The sequence below is a fragment of the Lacticigenium naphthae DSM 19658 genome (genome assembly GCF_000425865.1).
GTDB lineage: Bacteria > Bacillota > Bacilli > Lactobacillales > Carnobacteriaceae_A > Lacticigenium > Lacticigenium naphthae.
This window is the reverse complement of sequence record NZ_AUEG01000004.1, coordinates 29,702-45,563: the sequence shown is the minus strand read 5'-3', so window position 1 is coordinate 45,563 and position 15,862 is coordinate 29,702. Positions and strand designations below refer to the sequence as shown.

The 15,862-nt window shown below is 38.8% G+C and carries 19 protein-coding genes; 5 read left to right on the top strand and 14 right to left on the bottom strand.

Translation table 11 applies throughout. From position 1 onward, the window contains the following. Positions 1 to 30: 30 nt before the first annotated feature. The 4 genes from H626_RS0105260 to H626_RS0105245 are packed head-to-tail and all read right to left on the bottom strand — an operon-like array spanning position 31 to position 2,250. Positions 31 to 249 (bottom strand): YozE family protein, encoded by a 219-nt coding sequence (locus H626_RS0105260; protein WP_027108411.1) that lies wholly within the window; start codon positions 247 to 249, stop codon positions 31 to 33. Further along, entirely contained in the window at positions 246 to 770 is a 525-nt protein-coding gene (gene msrA, locus H626_RS0105255) for a peptide-methionine (S)-S-oxide reductase MsrA (RefSeq protein WP_156883245.1), read from the bottom strand. The genes H626_RS0105260 and msrA overlap by 4 nt, the downstream gene beginning before the upstream one ends. A gap of 9 nt (positions 771 to 779) precedes the next feature. After that, positions 780 to 1,388: a YpmS family protein gene (locus tag H626_RS0105250; RefSeq protein WP_027108409.1), complete on the bottom strand. Its 609-nt coding sequence runs from the start codon at positions 1,386 to 1,388 to the stop codon at positions 780 to 782. A 16-nt stretch (positions 1,389 to 1,404) separates the two neighbouring features. Further along, positions 1,405 to 2,250, bottom strand: coding sequence for an SGNH/GDSL hydrolase family protein (locus tag H626_RS0105245; protein ID WP_027108408.1), 846 nt, complete (start codon positions 2,248 to 2,250; stop codon positions 1,405 to 1,407). Between the two features lie 235 nt (positions 2,251 to 2,485). On the opposite strand from H626_RS0105245, the gene trhA reads away from it, so the two are divergent. Beyond that, positions 2,486 to 3,133, top strand: coding sequence for a PAQR family membrane homeostasis protein TrhA (gene trhA, locus H626_RS0105240; protein ID WP_027108407.1), 648 nt, complete (start codon positions 2,486 to 2,488; stop codon positions 3,131 to 3,133). 283 nt (positions 3,134 to 3,416) lie between these two features. On the opposite strand, the gene H626_RS0105235 is transcribed toward trhA, so the two are convergent. Next, a complete protein-coding gene (locus tag H626_RS0105235) occupies positions 3,417 to 5,360 on the bottom strand; it encodes a heavy metal translocating P-type ATPase (protein ID WP_027108406.1) in 1,944 nt (647 codons plus the stop codon). A gap of 213 nt (positions 5,361 to 5,573) precedes the next feature. Between H626_RS0105235 and H626_RS0105230 the strand changes: the two genes are divergently transcribed. Next, positions 5,574 to 5,891, top strand: coding sequence for an ArsR/SmtB family transcription factor (locus H626_RS0105230; RefSeq protein ID WP_035618703.1), 318 nt, complete (start codon positions 5,574 to 5,576; stop codon positions 5,889 to 5,891). 68 nt (positions 5,892 to 5,959) lie between these two features. Here H626_RS0105230 and H626_RS0105225 read toward each other — a convergent pair whose 3' ends face one another. The 4 genes from H626_RS0105225 to H626_RS0105210 are packed head-to-tail and all read right to left on the bottom strand — an operon-like array spanning position 5,960 to position 10,050. Next, complete coding sequence (locus H626_RS0105225; RefSeq protein WP_027108404.1) at positions 5,960 to 6,454, bottom strand: dihydrofolate reductase; 495 nt, start codon at positions 6,452 to 6,454, stop codon at positions 5,960 to 5,962. Between the two features lie 37 nt (positions 6,455 to 6,491). Continuing rightward, on the bottom strand, positions 6,492 to 7,439 hold the full coding sequence (locus H626_RS0105220) for a thymidylate synthase (protein WP_027108403.1): 948 nt from the start codon (positions 7,437 to 7,439) through the stop codon (positions 6,492 to 6,494). 15 nt (positions 7,440 to 7,454) lie between these two features. Beyond that, the gene (locus H626_RS0105215; protein ID WP_027108402.1) at positions 7,455 to 9,353 is read right to left on the bottom strand and encodes an ABC-F family ATP-binding cassette domain-containing protein; all 1,899 of its coding nucleotides are present in this window, start codon (positions 9,351 to 9,353) and stop codon (positions 7,455 to 7,457) included. Positions 9,354 to 9,390: 37 nt separating this feature from the next. Next, positions 9,391 to 10,050 carry a uracil-DNA glycosylase gene (locus tag H626_RS0105210; protein ID WP_027108401.1) on the bottom strand — a complete coding sequence of 220 codons (660 nt, stop codon included), beginning with the start codon at positions 10,048 to 10,050 and terminating at the stop codon, positions 9,391 to 9,393. Between the two features lie 139 nt (positions 10,051 to 10,189). Here H626_RS0105210 and H626_RS0105205 point away from each other — a divergent pair, with 139 nt between their 5' ends. Together H626_RS0105205 and H626_RS0105200 are read left to right on the top strand one after the other, a co-directional pair. Beyond that, positions 10,190 to 10,396, top strand: a complete 207-nt coding sequence (locus H626_RS0105205) for a cold-shock protein (RefSeq protein ID WP_027108400.1) — start codon at positions 10,190 to 10,192, stop codon at positions 10,394 to 10,396. 202 nt (positions 10,397 to 10,598) lie between these two features. Next, positions 10,599 to 11,042, top strand: coding sequence for a ribonuclease HI family protein (locus H626_RS0105200; RefSeq protein ID WP_027108399.1), 444 nt, complete (start codon positions 10,599 to 10,601; stop codon positions 11,040 to 11,042). 61 nt (positions 11,043 to 11,103) lie between these two features. Here H626_RS0105200 and H626_RS0105195 read toward each other — a convergent pair whose 3' ends face one another. From H626_RS0105195 to H626_RS0105170, 5 genes are all read right to left on the bottom strand, one after another. Beyond that, entirely contained in the window at positions 11,104 to 11,325 is a 222-nt protein-coding gene (locus H626_RS0105195; RefSeq protein WP_027108398.1) for a hypothetical protein, read from the bottom strand. Positions 11,326 to 11,346: 21 nt separating this feature from the next. Further along, entirely contained in the window at positions 11,347 to 11,529 is a 183-nt protein-coding gene (locus H626_RS10715; protein ID WP_035618700.1) for a hypothetical protein, read from the bottom strand. A gap of 143 nt (positions 11,530 to 11,672) precedes the next feature. Further along, a complete protein-coding gene (locus tag H626_RS10710; protein WP_051237844.1) occupies positions 11,673 to 11,915 on the bottom strand; it encodes a hypothetical protein in 243 nt (80 codons plus the stop codon). A gap of 25 nt (positions 11,916 to 11,940) precedes the next feature. Then, positions 11,941 to 12,339 (bottom strand): helix-turn-helix domain-containing protein, encoded by a 399-nt coding sequence (locus H626_RS0105175; protein ID WP_027108397.1) that lies wholly within the window; start codon positions 12,337 to 12,339, stop codon positions 11,941 to 11,943. A 244-nt stretch (positions 12,340 to 12,583) separates the two neighbouring features. After that, a complete protein-coding gene (locus H626_RS0105170) occupies positions 12,584 to 14,047 on the bottom strand; it encodes an amidase family protein (protein WP_027108396.1) in 1,464 nt (487 codons plus the stop codon). 824 nt (positions 14,048 to 14,871) lie between these two features. Between H626_RS0105170 and H626_RS0105160 the strand changes: the two genes are divergently transcribed. Further along, the gene (locus H626_RS0105160; protein ID WP_027108395.1) at positions 14,872 to 15,777 is read left to right on the top strand and encodes a nuclease-related domain-containing protein; all 906 of its coding nucleotides are present in this window, start codon (positions 14,872 to 14,874) and stop codon (positions 15,775 to 15,777) included. The last annotated feature ends 85 nt before the right edge of the window (positions 15,778 to 15,862 follow it).

Here is a 15,862-nt window from a genome sequence, read left to right as displayed (position 1 = left end):
TCCTCCTTAAAATATTTTATCTATTATAGTTTAACACTTTTCCAAGTAGATTTCCCAGGCTTTGTCAAAAGTTCGCATACTCTGTAAGTAATGACCGTTTAATTCTAAATAGCGACTAATTTCCTCGTGATCCATCGATTGTTTTGGAAAGGAGCCATCATCAAAAGCAGCATTGGCAAATTGAGTCACTTCATCCCTTTTATGTGGGTCTCTTTCTGTCATTAAATAGTGATAAAACGATTGTGTCATGTGGTCTTTTCTCCTTTTTCTAAGACCCATCGATCCCGTTCTTTTTTTTCTTGTTTGTAGCGTAGCCTATCTTTCTTGTGAAAATCTTGGTGTTCTTCTTCTGCATCATAAAAAGGAACAACGTGTTCAATTTGAGTCACGATCGGTTTCTTATACAATCCAGATGATTGCAAGGTTTTTTTCGAGGCCTCAGCGATTATTCGTTGTTCGGTATCTTTGACAAAGATGATCGGACGATAACTATCTCCCCGATCCTGAAATTGTCCCATCGCATCAGTTGGATCCGTTTGCTGCCAATAGATTTGGACTAGCTCTGCATAAGAAATGATTGCTGGATCAAAAGTAATTTTTATTGCTTCCGTATGCCCAGACTCTTGACTTTTCACTTGTTCATAAGTCGGATTTTCAATGTGTCCGCCTGTATAGCCTGAACGAACCGTGCTGATTCCAGGCAATTCATCAAAAGGCGCCACCATGCACCAAAAACATCCACCGGCAAAAATAGCTGTTTCCATTATTATACCTCTCCTTTATTGAATGACTTCTTTTGGCATGAAGACATTCACTTCAATAGTATCCCGTTCCAAATCAATGCGTTCAATAGATAATTGGATGCCATCAGAGAATGACACTTGATCCAAATGGACCACGATGATCTTCAATTCACTGTTCATTTCCACCCAATCAGGCAGGGGCAAATGTTTTCCGATTTGGGTCATCGCAAACGAAATAGGTACATTCAAACGACCCACACTTAAATCTGTTGTTCGAAGCTGTAGATTCCCATTTTCTAAAACATAAGGATCCATTTCCAGAGAAAAGGGAACTGTAAATCCTAAAATTTCAACCTCTCCATTGAGTTTTGCGGCTTCTTCCAAAGAAAATTCATAAGCGACATCCGCATTCTCCTGATTATTTTGAATATACTGGTTCACAATATCTTCAACTTCACCCTTTCCAGTCGCAACTTGAAGACGAATTATTTCTCCTTCTGCACTGGTAACAGGATCAGTAGCCACAGGGGTTGTTTCAGTCGGTGAAAGTTGTAGGACAAACCAAACGACTGCACCTATATTCAATCCTAAAAGGATAAGAAACGCCCATTTCCACACTGTTTTTTTCTGTTTACTTCTTTCCACGTTGACACTTCCTCTTTTATTCTGTTTCAATGAACTCTGGGTTATTTGCAATAATGGCTTCATATAAAGCATCCGCCATTAATTGATACCCATGCTCATTTGGATGAAACAAGTCTTCCGTATACAAGTAGGGATGGACGAATTCCTCTTCTGTGGAGTCTGTAGGCAATTCCACGCCATTGATCAAATTATCAATGGGGACAAATGTCACTTGTTCATGTTCCTCGATCACTCTAGCTGTTTCCTCATTCCAGGAGTTCACGATATTCTGCATCGGTTGAATATCTGAAAAATAAAAATAATACGGATTGTATAGTCCATAAACATACAATTGTGCATCCTCATTCATTACCTTTAATTCGACGATCAACTGTTCTAAATTTCTTGAAAATTTCTTGATGACTTCCGCATATTCTGCTTCAGTCCCCTTTAAATTGCTCTTTCGAAAAGCAGCTACTAAATCATTTCCACCGATTGTAACAGAAACAATATCTGCTTGTGTGATTTTTGTCTGCATTTCTTCTTGAGTCTGTTTCTTTTCGAGCAGATCCTGTAATTCATCGCCCTTTTTACCGAAATTACTTGTGTAGACTTTTTCAATATTTCCAGATTCTTCTAAACGACTGGCCACTATCGGGATATACCCACCACGATATGTGCCGTCTCCTGTACCTTGCGTCAAAGAATCACCAATTGCTACGAAGTTCAGATTCATACGACGATACATTTGACTATCCTGTGTCTTTTCTTTTGCCTCATTACTATTATTACTTAGAGGGAGCAGGCTCAATAAGAAAAAAATAAATACCGCAGAGAAAGTCACTACCAAAGAAGCTATAAACGCCGACTTTATTGAACGCATTGCTCTCTCTCCTTTCCCAATTTCTTCAAAAATGTGTTACACTATAAGTAGGCTTGTGCAGTAATCAATAGAAACTGTCCTTTTAAACTAAACCTTGTTCGTTTATATAAAAATTCTCTACAAATAAGAGAAATAAATTTACTGTCTTTTGACCTTGTGCTATTATATCAAAAAGATACCCTCTTCGTACATAATTAGGCAGAAATAAATTTAATACATTAAAGGAGTGAGTTAGTTGGAATCAACAAATCAACTTGACAGAAAATATCTGATCCGTAACGAAATCTTAAACGCAGTCACGCATGGTATTGGAGCAATCATGAGTATTACCGCTTTAGTCTTGTTACTGATGAAAAGTTTAGAAACGGGACAAACTCTTCAAATCGTTTCTTACAGTATTTATGGTGGCTCACTGATATTGCTTTATACAGCTTCCACACTCTATCATAGTTTCACATTTACTAAAGCAAAAAAAGTTTTCCAACGGATAGACCACAGTAGTATTTTCCTTTTAATTGCTGGCACCTACACTCCTTATACTTTATTGGTCATCCAGGGAACATTAGGCTGGTTGTTGACTATTTTTATTTGGATGATTGCTATTTTTGGTGTCTTGTACAAATCGATTTGGTTTGATAAGTTCAAAGGTTTGTCTCTCTGGATCTATATCGGTATGGGTTGGGTAGCCGTATTCTTTTTGAATTCATTGTACAGAGGACTCGGTCTTCAAGGATTTCTCTGGTTGATCTTCGGCGGACTTTCTTTTAGTGTCGGGGCAATTTTTTATAAAATGAAGCATGTTCATTACATGCATGTCGTTTGGCATCTATTCGTATTGCTGGGAACCATCTGCATGTTCTTTTCAATCTATTTATATACCTGATCACATAACTAGATAAATCAATAAAAAAGCGGCCCTGATGAGTTCTTATCAGCGCCGCTTTTCTATTGGATTCTTTGTCCACTCGTGTTGAATCGTTTCTACCTTTTTAAGGAAAGAGAAGCTAGTTTTCTTCAGAAGTTTAGTGGATTTGTGCGCTGACTTCTGAAGATACAATACTTATCTTCAGAAATTTTGTCCGTATACTGTTCAACCCACGCAGTTTCTAAACAAAATCGTATCCAATCGTTCCTAAAAAATTGCTCCAGCCATCCAAATGTATATCTTAGGCTGATTTCCCATACTTCAACAAGCGCAGACCGTTTAAAATAACTACTAGGGTACTTCCCTCGTGAAGGATCACACTCAATGAAATATCAGTTAATCCTAATAGGCTGATCGTCACTAGAAAGACAACAACTGCCATCGAAAATAGGATATTTTGCCAAGTAACACGATTCATTTGAGTTGAAATAATGTGGGCTTGGACCAATTTGGACAAATTATTCTGCATGATAACCAAATCGGATACTTCCACAGCTACATCGGTACCATCTCCCATAGCAATTCCAACATCTGCACTAACGAGTGCCGGTGCATCATTCACTCCATCTCCAACCATTGCGATCATGCCATATTTTTCTTTTTGTTTATTTATGATTACCGATTTATCTTCCGGTAAGACATTGGCGATGACTTCGTCTATTCCTAATTCTCTAGCCACTGCCTCTCCTGTCATTTTAGAATCACCCGTAATCAAAGTGGTATGGACTCCTTGTTTTTTAAAGTAATCGATAGTTGTTTTCGCATGTTCACTCGGAGTATCCATCAGAGCTAAAATACCGATCACTTTTTCTTCTTCAGCTACATAGACTACAGTCTTTCCTTGGGTAGCCCAGTCGGTATTCAATTTACTGTATTCAGCCGAAACCGTCTCAAAAGAAGTCGGTTTTCCTATACGATAATTTTTCCCTTCATACATACCAGTAAGACCTTTTCCGATCTGGTTTGTCACTTCGATTTCAAGCAATTGTTTAGCTTCGAATTTTCTTAAAATAGCATCTGCTAACGGATGATTTGCTTTCTTTTCAAGAGACACGATTATATCGATCAGATCATCTTCATTCACAGAGTCAGAAAAATAATGATTCGTTACTTCTGGTTTCCCATGGGTGAGCGTACCTGTTTTATCAAAAGCAATTGCCTTGATCTTAGCTAAATTTGATAAATAAGAACTTCCTTTTGAAAGCACCCCTTTTTTAGCTAGGTTAGACGTTGTTGATAAAGTGACTGAAACAGTAGCCGCAGCTAGAGCACATGGAGAAGCCGCGACTAAAAGTACGAGGCCTCTATAAATACTTTGACCCCATGTCCAATCCAACAAGATAGGCCCTAATAATATGACAAGTAAAACCAATAGCAGAACTACATTCACATATTTTGGTTCGAATGTTTGTATAATACTGGCAGCTTTTGTTCGATTATTCTGATTTTGATTTACTAATTCGAGTATTTTAGAAAACACCGTATTTTTAGTCGTCTTTGTGACTTCCATTGTAAAAGTACCCGCACCATTGATCGTGCTGGCAAAGACTTCATCATCCTTTGTTTTCTCTTTCGGTATACTTTCTCCGCTAATAGACGATTCATCTATTGAAGTGCTTCCAGATAGAATGATGCCATCGATTGGAACTTGATCTCCATTTAAGACTTTGAGATGATCACCGATTTCAAGTTCCTTTACATCGACCACCTCTGTGTTTCCATCAGAAGTTAAGCGTCGAGCTGTTGTCGGATTCATTTTTAATAGGCTAGATATCTCGCTTTTACTCCTTCCTTCAGCATAATCTTCAAGAAAATGAGCACCCGAAAAAATGAGGATCAATAGTGCTCCTTCATTAAACTCGCCTAATAATGAGGCCCCTATCGCAGCCAGTCCCATTAATATATGTGAATTGGGAATGAACTTCTTTGCTCTTTTAGTATTTTCGATCGTCTCTGCAATACCTTCATTAAGAATGACGTGATATCCAGCTAAAATTAATGCAGTCAAAAATAATAGGTTTGTCAAAAACACATTTTCATTACTTAAAAACAATGCACCAATATAGAGTGATAAACCTATTAAATAAAAAACGATCGGTCCTTTCCCATGATTATGGTCATGTTCGTGACTCTCCTCATGATTTTTTTCCTGACTCTGTTTTCTTCCTTCGTGACTATTCTCCATAAACGAACACCTTCCTTAGTTAAAGGTAAAACGGATTGATTCCGTTTTACATATGTTGTTTCATTCATATGTATGACAACTCAACTTTAATCGTTCACTCCTGTTTTGTCAAGATGTTACACTAAAATTGTCTAACATTTATTGTAATTTCAACGAAAAATGTTATTGTTATATATGATTAGTTGTTCATTTATCAGAAAGGAAGGACACCAAATGAATGATACAGAAATTGTGACTGCAGATAACGAAACCATCCAATGTGTCAGTAAATTTTTCAAAGTGATCAGTGATCCAACCAGAATTTCTATTCTCTTTTTATTAAAGAAAAAAGAACACAATGTTGGTGAAATTGCTACTTCTTTAAATATGGAACAATCAGCAATCTCTCATCAACTCAACACATTAAAAAAATATAAACTAGTAAAATCAAGAAGAAATGGAAAGTCGATTTTTTATAGTTTAGATGACGAGCATGTATTCAGTATTTTAGAGCAGGTGATCAACCATACGCAGGAAACCAGTAAAAAATAGCAACAAAAAAGACATAGTTGTCAAGTGCAACCATGTCCTTTTTTATTGTATTTTAAACAAAAATACATTTATTTTTGTTTTCTTTCGTAAATATAAAAAGTATGGGGATAGCGATTCTTTTCATCAACTACGCCCTCACTTTTTTTCACCAGATCCCACTCATCATAATTGATCTTAGGCATATACGTGTCTCCAGCAAATGAATGGTGAATAACTGTGCGGTACAATTTGTCGACATCATCCCGGAATAACCTGAAGATGTCAGCTCCGCCGATCACATGGGTCTCTTTTTCATTTTTATTTGCGTAAGCGATCACTTCTTCTCTTGAATGCATGACTTCAGCTCCAGGATAATCAGCAGACAGATTACGTGTTAGGATAATATTTTCTCTTTTGGCAAGAGGAGGATTTGGAATACTTTCATATGTCTTTCTCCCCATAACTACATTCCCTGTTAAGGTGACTTTTTTAAAAAACTTCATATCAGAAGGCAAATGCCAAGGAATACTTCCATCTTGACCGATCACTCCATTTTCATCTTCCGCATATACAAATGTTATCATAGCAACGTTCCTTTCAATTGGTTGTATAGCGAAACCATCACACAGCTATCGGTGCTTTGATTCTTGGGTGGTGATTGTAATCTACAACTTCAATATCTTCCATTTCAAAATCAAAAATGCTTTTCTTCTCTGTATTCAGTTTCAAATTAGGTAGCGGTTTAGGTTCTCTCTCTAATTGTGTTTGGATTGCCTCGAAATGATTCGAATAAATATGGGCATCTCCTAGAGTATGCACAAATTCACCGACTTCCAACCCTACTTCATGTGCAATCAAATGTGTTAATAACGCATAGCTGGCAATGTTGAAAGGAACACCTAAAAAGACATCGGCACTCCGCTGATACAATTGACAGCTCAGTTTCCCATCCGCAACATAAAACTGAAACATCATGTGACAAGGAGGCAAGGCCATGTGTGGAATATCTTCTGGATTCCATGCAGTGACAATATGCCGACGAGAATGAGGATTCTTTTTTATGTTTTCGATGACATTTTTTAGTTGATCAATGGTTTCACCTTGAGACGTTTTCCAGGCGCGCCATTGAGCACCATACACATTTCCTAAAGTCCCAAACGCTTCTGCAAATGCTTCATCTTCTACTATCTGTGTAGTGAATTTTTTCTTTTCTTCTTTATATACTTTGTTGAAATCAGCATCTTGTTGAGCTCGATTACCAAAATCAGTCATATCGGGGCCTTTGTATGCATCGCTTTTGACATACCGTTCAAAAGCCCATTCATCCCAAATATGATTTTTATTTTGTAATAAATAGCGAATATTCGTATCGCCATGCAAAAACCAAAGCAATTCGCTTTTGATCAAGCGAAAAGCTACTTGTTTGGTCGTGAGTAATGGAAATCCCTTTTGTAAATCAAACCGCATTTGGTATCCAAACACACTTTTCGTCCCGGTATTCGTCCGATCCTCTTTGTATGTTCCGTTTTCTAGAATGTGTCGTGCTAAGTTTAAATAGTGTTCTTCCATTCCCCTCGCTCCTTTTTATTCCGCAAATTGACTTAAATATTCCCATCTTTCCATTTTTTCCTCTAGTTTTTCTTCGATGTTTTTTCCTTCACTTTCTAAATCGGCAATTTTTTCATAATTACTTCCAGCTAAAGCCATTTCTTCCTTGTTTTTTTCTAAACTCTTCTCCAATTCAGCTATATTCATTTCAATGGTTTCCCACTCTTTTTTCTCCATATAGGATAATTTCTTTTTCTCATCCTGTTGTGGGGGAGCCGGCTCGATAGCTTTAGATTGCGTGCTTTTTTTTGCAGGTGATTTTTTTTCAGCTTGTTTCTCTTTTTCTTCTTCCAAGAAACGTGTCAATTTTCCATAATACGTATCAATTTTCCCGTTGCCTTTAAAAACCAATAATTTATCGGCGGTTTTATCTAAGAAATACCGATCATGGGAAACAGCTAGAACAGCTCCTGTAAATTGTTCGATGTAATCTTCCAGAACGGTTAATGTTTGAACATCTAAATCGTTGGTTGGTTCATCCAGCAGCAATACGTTGGGTTGTTGCATGAGCAGTTTCAACAAATACAACCGGCGTTTTTCTCCACCAGACAATTTGCCGATCATTGTTCCATGGGAAGAACGATTAAATAGGAATTGTTCTAACAACTGTGTCACACTAATTTTTTCACCTTCGGCATTGACTACTTCTTCTGCCACTTCTTGTAGGTAGTTAATGACCCGTTTATTTGGGTCTAGTTCCTCATTCTGTTGGGTATAATAAGCAATTTTAACCGTTTCGCCAACGATCAATATGCCCGAATCAAGCGGTACTCGCCCAGCTAATATATTCAAGAAAGTTGTTTTCCCTGAACCATTTTCTCCCGTGATACCGATTCGATCGTTATTTTGTATCAATAAATTAAACTCATCTAGTATTTGATTGTCTTCTATCCGATACGAAGCATTTTCCAATTCCAATACTTTCGTTCCCAAACGGGAGCCTTTGATTGAAAGATCCATATCGCCTTGACCGGAGTCTTGGGAAACTTCTTCTTTCAAGTCTCCAAAGCGATTGATTCGCGCTTGTTGTTTTGTTGTCCGGGCTTTGGCACCCGTACGCATCCAAGCCAGTTCCTTTTTAAAAAGTTGCGTTTTTTTGTGTTGCATCAACGCCTCTGTTTCTTCTCTTTCAGCTTTCAAACGAATGAACTCATGATAGTTACCTGGATATTGGTACAGCGAACCATTCGATAATTCCATGATTTGATTGACTACGTGATCCAAGAAATACCGATCATGTGTCACAAGCAATAAAGACCCTCTATAGTTGGCTAAATAGTCTTCTAGCCAATTGATCATGTCAAAGTCAAGGTGGTTGGTCGGTTCATCTAAGATCAATAAATCTGGTGAGGATATCAGCACGCGTGCTAAAGAAACCCGCTTCAGTTGACCCCCAGATAATTGGTTGGCGCGTTGATTCATATCTGTGATACCCAATTTTGTTAAAATCGTTGTGGCTGTCGTACTGGCAAGCCAGGCATCCTGAGCATTCATTTGCTGTTCAGCTTTTGAAAAACGATCTTGTGCTTTCGTATCTTCTGCCTGCAGCATTAAATTTTCTAAAGCAACTTCGTATTCTTTCACCGTATTCATTAATGGATTGTCCCCTGAAAAGACTGCATCCAGAACTGTCTGATCCAAATCAAAATCTGGATGTTGTTTTAAATAACCCATACGGTAATTGTTTGGCTTTGTAATTGTCCCAGAATCTTTCGCTAAGTTGTCTGTCAGCACATTCAATAAACTTGTTTTCCCTGTTCCGTTGACACCGATCAAACCGATCCGTTCTTTTTCTTTAATAGAAAACGATATCGATTGAAATAATTCTTTGTCTCCATAAGAGAGGGTCAAGTCCGTTACTTTTAATTCTATCATCTGTTCCAATCAGTCCTTTTCATAAATTCAATTGTTCCTAGTTTACCATATTTTTGGTCAAATATTCGCTGATTCGTTGGAAATCCCCTTTAATTTCTTCATTTAGTGACGGATTATACAAAACAGCTGCCGGATGATAGGTCACCAAAAGAGAATATTCTTTCTCACTCCGGATATACTTCGGTAAGTTTCCATTATTCCAAATCAAAATCTTTTCTTTGAAAATTTTCCCGCGCGCTTCCTTTAGTGAGTAGCCATCCCCCAATACTCTTTTCAATGCCACGTTCCCCATTACGATCACTAAAGAAGGATCCAATCGTTTCAATTCCTCGTCTAATAACCAGGCATGCGCATCGATTTCTTTTTGTACAGGCTTGCGATTGGGTCTTTTCTCCACTATTTCATTCGTTTTTCTGTCCATTTTATTGACTACTTTAAACGGACGGCTACGAAACACACTGGTTACAAAAATATTTTCACGCGTCAAGCCGATCCGTTCTAGATTGGCATCGAATTTTTTCCCTGCACGCCCTGAAAATGGCTTACCGGAAACGACTTCTGTCTCTCCCGGAGCTTCGCCCACAAATACACATTTTGGTCGGAGAGAACCTTGGCCCTTCATAAAGCCTTCAACAGCATAGTCTTGAACGAGCGCTAGCGCTCGGATTTTCATCTCTTCTGTAATGATCGATTGCATTGCTGCTCACCCTCTTTGGTTTAGTTTCATGAAAACGGTTTAATTTCCATTGACTGTTTCATCTATCTTCAATATAATGAGACTAGCAATTCTTGTTCAGTTTAGCAAGAGATTGCAATAGGATTTGGGGGGATTCACAATGACAAATGGAACTGTGAAGTGGTTTAGTAACGATAAAGGCTATGGTTTTATTCAATACGGCCAAGATGAAGATGTATTTGTACATTTTACTGGAATCGATATGGAAGGATTTAAAACGTTAAATGAAGGACAATCCGTTCAATTTGAAATCGTAGAAGGTAACCGAGGACCCCAAGCAACAAATGTGACCGTTGTAGAAAATTAAAGATTCAAAAAGGAGTTCTTTGAAACGGTCGTTTCGAACTTCTCCTTTTTTTTAGCTGATCGAAAATCAGTTAGAAAATCCGCTGTTTATTAAAATGCTGCTCAGCTGTTGCTTTTTCCTGCTATTTTATACGAAAGGACACGTGCTTATGGTTCAAACCATTTCCTCGTCAAACCGGCTAAAAAAAATAGGAGGTAGTTGTTTGTTAAAAGTATATACAGATGCGGCCGTCAAACAAGATTTACCTGTTGTTGGGATCGGGATCGTGCTATCCGGCGAGGGTGAGTTTCATGAGCAGCACGCACGCACACTCCCCATAGCCGCCACCAATCACGAGGCTGAATTTTTAGCCATAATCGAAGCGCTGACCTTGCTGGTTGAAAAGCACTACACGGATCAGCTGCTGTTTTTGTACACAGACAGTAAAATCGCCGCAGATTCCATCAACAAACGCTATGCAAAAAGGAGCACCTTTTCAAATTCCCTCGAGAAAATCACCACTTTAATGGAACACTTTCCCGTTGTGGTAACAGAATGGATTCCAGAAAAAGAAAACCAGGGGGCCGATAACTTAGCTCGTCAGGGATTAAGGAAAGCTCTAGAACAGTTAACTGAAGAGAAAAAAAGAACAAACGACCTTCCCTAAAGAAGTTGTTTGTTCTTTTTAATATTCTCATGTGTTTTCCTGAATTTCTCAGCATTCGGACCTATTCATCTTCTTTAGGTAGATCCATCAAAGAACCGATTACAATTCCTATCAGCATCCCAAATCCTGATCCCATACTGATTCCAAAAGCCAATCCGATGCCACCACTGTTAAACAAACTACCTATAAGCATTCCTATCATACTTCCAGCAAGCATTCCAAAACTTATTCCATAACTTAAATAATGATTTTTAGAAGACTGGTCATCATTTTTTTGTGACACTTTGAAAACTCCCTTTTTTTCTTAGTCAAAATCCTGTCCACTGATAGCTTGAATAGCCTGGCCGAATGCATCCCATTCAACCGGAAATCTGTTGCTCCCATATTTGTGGAGAGTGGTCGTTTTTCTTAGGATATCTATGCTCCACTGTGTACCGTCTAAGATATATGGATCACTATACTCTGCTTTCCAGTTCAGTAAATTCATCTCTTTTAGCTTTTGTCTAAACGCTTCTATTTCAGAAGAAGGTAGGATTTTTTGCCCGGCTGTTCAACAGCTAGGCTATGTGACCACTTCATTTCCCGACTGTAAAAATCTAGTTCTACAACAATAAAGCCACTGTGAAACCCTCAGATTTCTGCTTTCATTCCCTTTATATCAGCGTAAGCTTGATCAACAGCTGTTTGGCGATCCCATTCATGACCACACTCGTTACATAAGTATTGCGGGTCTCCATCTGTTTTTAGACCTCCGCCGAGTTTTATTTTCCCCTCTTCAGCCTTTTTCATTGCATTCGCAGTAGGATGCCCATATAAAATATCGATCGTATCTAAAGAACCGCATTTGAGACATTTTTTATAGATGATCCCCATTTTCTCAGCCTCTTCCTGGTAATTTTTAAGTTTTGCTTCTGCCCTTTACACCTTTTATGACGTAAGGCAATCCCAACCCTATAAACCCACCGACTGAACCTAACAGGAAGTTACCTGTCAGCAGTCCGATGCCTATCCCGATAATGAAGCCTCCAACAATGAGATACTCATCCATCTCTTCGTCATCTTCCTCTATTTCTTCTATCTCGATTGGATCAGCACGTGTCTTTCTATCCTTTATCAACTCATCCAGAGAAACTCCAAACAGGTCACTTATTTTGATCAGCTTTTCAATTTCAGGGAATGCCTGGCCCGATTCCCATTTCGAAACGGATTGCCGCGTTACAGTCAACCGTTCTGCCAGTTTCTCCTGGGATAAGCCTTTTTCTTTGCGCAACGATCTCAATTTTTCAGAAAACTCCATTTTTCCTCACCTCACTTAAAATGATAGGGTACGCCCAGTTGAAACACTACCCACTCACGTTTGCTTTTCGTCAACCTGCAGTTGCAATAGCAGTTGATCAATGCACATTCAGCAAAAATCAGCATCGCCTAGGCACTATTCATTTGGAGAAGGTAGAAATAAAATGAATCACTCACCTATTGTTACATTTGCACGGACTGCCGGTTTTAAAGAGTCTTCCTATTTTTATACTGTACACAATATTCTACCCTTTGTGTTTTGACTGCTCTTTTACCTGATTCTCATAAGCATAGGCCCACTCAAACAGCTGGACGTCCTGCATATTTTTTCCGATAAAGGTAACGCCTACCGGCTCTCCTGAAGCTCTTTTCTGACCGGGAATGGTCACTGCCGGATAACCGGCGGCCGCGTAAAGGACCGTTGCATAGTTACTGAGAGTGACCAGTACATCTACCGTTTCAAATGCCTGATCTAGCGCTTTGCGTGCTGTCGCCTGATTCCATTTACTGGCTTCTATTATGGCTTTTTTTGGATACTGTTCTTCTAGCGACTGACGAATCAATTCCTGATTGTAAGGGGCAAAGTCGGCCTTCTTTTGTTCATTGAATGCAAAAATGTTGTCCAGCGTCAACCCGTTTTTTCCGTATGATCGGAAATAAGACTGGATACCCGAATGAAACTCATGCTTCAAGATACTGAGGTAATCCACAGTAAAGGCTGCAGCATCCACTGAAATGTGCGTACATATGGCTCCCGCATTTCTCAATTCTTCTTCTGCACGCGACACTATCTCCCCGTCTTCAGCGCGGTACACGTCTTGGACTGCCTGATTGGTCAGTATTCCCACTTTGATCCCGGACAAACTTGTTTTGTCCCATTTGGCTGACTCTTTCACATCTGCCATCGCTTTAAAGAGCACATACGTATCTTTGACCGTTCGCGCAATCGGTCCAGCCGTATCGTGTGTTTTCGAGATGGGAATGATGCCGTCCTGCGACACTATCCCCAGCGTTGGTTTTAGCCCCACGACACCGTTTTGACTGGCAGGATAAATAATGGAGCCGGATGTTTCCGATCCGATCGTCACTGGTGCAAAACCGAACGCTGCAGCGACCGAACTGCCTGCACTCGACCCACCGACATCAAATTCACCGTGTGCATTTTTTGTCTGGCTTCCAATAGCAGAATACCCGTTCGAACTGTCTGTCGACATAAAGTTCGCCCACTCAGATAAATTGGTTTTCCCTAAGATCAATGCCCCTTTTTCTTTCAATCGTTTAATGATTTCTGCATCTTGCTTCGGTTGAAAATCTTTTAATACAGCAGCACCTGCCGTCGTCGGCAAGTTTTTTGTTGCAATATTATCTTTGACTAAGACTGGCATCCCGTACAGTAAATCATGTGTATCAGCATAGGCCAATGATTCAGCCTCTTCGATCACTGTTTCATCTAAAGAAATTACGGCATTGTATCCCTTGTCTTTTAAAATCTGGTTCCAGAAACACATGACGATATCAGCATAAGACACTTGGCCGTCTCGCACCATTTTTTGTAGCTTTTCAATATCGCTGGATACCACTTCACTCATTAAATCTTCCTCTACAGCAAACGGTTCATACTCCAACGAAACTTTGACGGAAGATGCTTTCGGATTTCTGTACTGTTTAGCAATTTGTCCCTGTATGTAATCTTCATCAGCAGAACCCATTAGTCCGTTCCCTCCCCTGTCTAAAAAAGTTTTCTCTATCCAGTATAATGAAAAATCGCAGCAATGAGAATCAAAGTCGGAAATTTTGTCAGTGTTCTGACAAAATAAACCGATTTTTATCAGCCCAGTTGGTTTAACGAAAGAAGTTTTGCTTATAAGTGCTGAAACTTCTTTCGATCACACAGGTATCTAAAGAAGTTTCTTGATTTTTCCTGCGAACTTCTTTCGTTTCTCCGGAATCGAAAGAAGTTTTCCTCAAATTCACCAAAACTTCTCTCGTTTTTCGTTTAACAAAGCAGATTGTAGTATTTTTGTAGATAAAGTCGGAAATTTTGTCAGTGTTCTGACAAAATAAACTGATTTTTATGAGTCCAGTTGGTTTAACGAAAGAAGTTTTGCTTATAAGCGCTGAAACTTCTTTCGATCACACAGGTATCTAAAGAAGTTTCTTGATTTTTCCTGCAAACTTCTTTCGTTTCTCCGGAATCGAAAGAAGTTTTCCTCAAATTCACCAAAACTTCTCTCGTTTTTCGTTTAACAAAGCAGATTGTAGTATTTTTGTAGATAAAGTCGGAAATTTTGTCAGTGTTCTGACAAAATAAACTGATTTTTATGAGTCCAGTTGGTTTAACGAAAGAAGTTTTGCTTATAAGCGCTGAAACTTCTTTCGATCACACAGGTATCTAAAGAAGTTTCTTGATTTTTCCTGCAAACTTCTTTCGTTTCTCCGGAATCGAAAGAAGTTTTCCTCAAATTCAGTAAAACTTCTCTCGTTTTTCGTATATAAAGTATGTAGAAACAACAAAGAAGGAGTATATATCTGAATGATACTAAAAGAACGAACGAAATCGATAAGTTACCTGTTGCTGGAATCGTTGAATTACCGTATGAACCTTTCATTTAATGAAAAAAATCAGTATAAGAATCAGGTCAAGGGTTTTGCTGGTGAGCAAGTATTCGACGACTATATGAAAGAGGCTCAACTACCTGGTCTAATTATAAATGACCTGCTGATCAGTACCCGAGATACACAGTATCAAATAGATTCCCTGCTTATTACAGCTGACCATATTTATCTATATGAAGTGAAGAACTATACCGGTACGTATCATCATAGAAACGGTTCACTGTTTTCAGAATCGGGTCACGCATTGCAGGATCCATTAGCTCAAGCCAACCGGAAAAGAGCTTATTTATATAACCTGCTGTTGAATTTCGGTCACCAGACCGAAATTACTTCCTATGTGGTTTATATCAACACTGATTTTTATATTTACTCGTTGCCATTAAATCAGTCGGTTCTCTTTCTCGGACAACTACCAAATCATTTTCATGATTTGGTAAAAAAAACACCATCAGTTACTGACCAAATCAAAAAGATAGCTGATAAACTGCTCAGACTACATGACCACAATTTTCGTCCGCCTAATCTACCGGAGTATACCTTCGATCAGCTGCAGAAAGGGATCTTGTGTCCTAAATGCTTCTCATTTCAACACAGTGGTTCACGACAATTTTGTCTATGCTCTGAATGTGGGCACCAAGAAAAAACTGCTGAGGCCATTCATCGAAGTATAAAAGAATTTCGTCTCTTGTTTCCAGAGCTTATCCTTACGAAACAGTTTATCTATGAGTGGTGTGGGGGGAGTTATTCTAAATCGAGAATAAGAGATGTGTTGAAAAACAACTATCACATGCATATCATTGGTCGTGGTTCCTATTATAGTTGAATTCCCCATTCTTTCTCTAATCAAGCGGTCATTTTTCGCCTACGAAAAATTTCATCTTCAAAAAAGATTGCACATGTGCCCATAG

What these genes read in the sequence shown, in the direction of transcription:
- H626_RS0105260 (WP_027108411.1), bottom strand. Translation starts at nt 249, where the DNA reads ATGACACAATCGTTTTATCACTATTTAATGACAGAAAGAGACCCACAT.
- H626_RS0105210 (WP_027108401.1), bottom strand. Translation starts at nt 10,050, where the DNA reads ATGCAATCGATCATTACAGAAGAGATGAAAATCCGAGCGCTAGCGCTC.
- H626_RS0105230 (WP_035618703.1), top strand. Translation starts at nt 5,574, where the DNA reads ATGAATGATACAGAAATTGTGACTGCAGATAACGAAACCATCCAATGT.
- H626_RS0105160 (WP_027108395.1), top strand. Translation starts at nt 14,872, where the DNA reads ATGATACTAAAAGAACGAACGAAATCGATAAGTTACCTGTTGCTGGAA.
- H626_RS0105170 (WP_027108396.1), bottom strand. Translation starts at nt 14,047, where the DNA reads ATGGGTTCTGCTGATGAAGATTACATACAGGGACAAATTGCTAAACAG.
- H626_RS0105235 (WP_027108406.1), bottom strand. Translation starts at nt 5,360, where the DNA reads ATGGAGAATAGTCACGAAGGAAGAAAACAGAGTCAGGAAAAAAATCAT.
- H626_RS0105175 (WP_027108397.1), bottom strand. Translation starts at nt 12,339, where the DNA reads ATGGAGTTTTCTGAAAAATTGAGATCGTTGCGCAAAGAAAAAGGCTTA.
- H626_RS0105225 (WP_027108404.1), bottom strand. Translation starts at nt 6,454, where the DNA reads ATGATAACATTTGTATATGCGGAAGATGAAAATGGAGTGATCGGTCAA.
- H626_RS0105205 (WP_027108400.1), top strand. Translation starts at nt 10,190, where the DNA reads ATGACAAATGGAACTGTGAAGTGGTTTAGTAACGATAAAGGCTATGGT.
- H626_RS0105245 (WP_027108408.1), bottom strand. Translation starts at nt 2,250, where the DNA reads ATGCGTTCAATAAAGTCGGCGTTTATAGCTTCTTTGGTAGTGACTTTC.
- H626_RS0105220 (WP_027108403.1), bottom strand. Translation starts at nt 7,439, where the DNA reads ATGGAAGAACACTATTTAAACTTAGCACGACACATTCTAGAAAACGGA.
- H626_RS10710 (WP_051237844.1), bottom strand. Translation starts at nt 11,915, where the DNA reads ATGGGGATCATCTATAAAAAATGTCTCAAATGCGGTTCTTTAGATACG.
- H626_RS0105215 (WP_027108402.1), bottom strand. Translation starts at nt 9,353, where the DNA reads ATGATAGAATTAAAAGTAACGGACTTGACCCTCTCTTATGGAGACAAA.
- H626_RS10715 (WP_035618700.1), bottom strand. Translation starts at nt 11,529, where the DNA reads ATGAATTTACTGAACTGGAAAGCAGAGTATAGTGATCCATATATCTTA.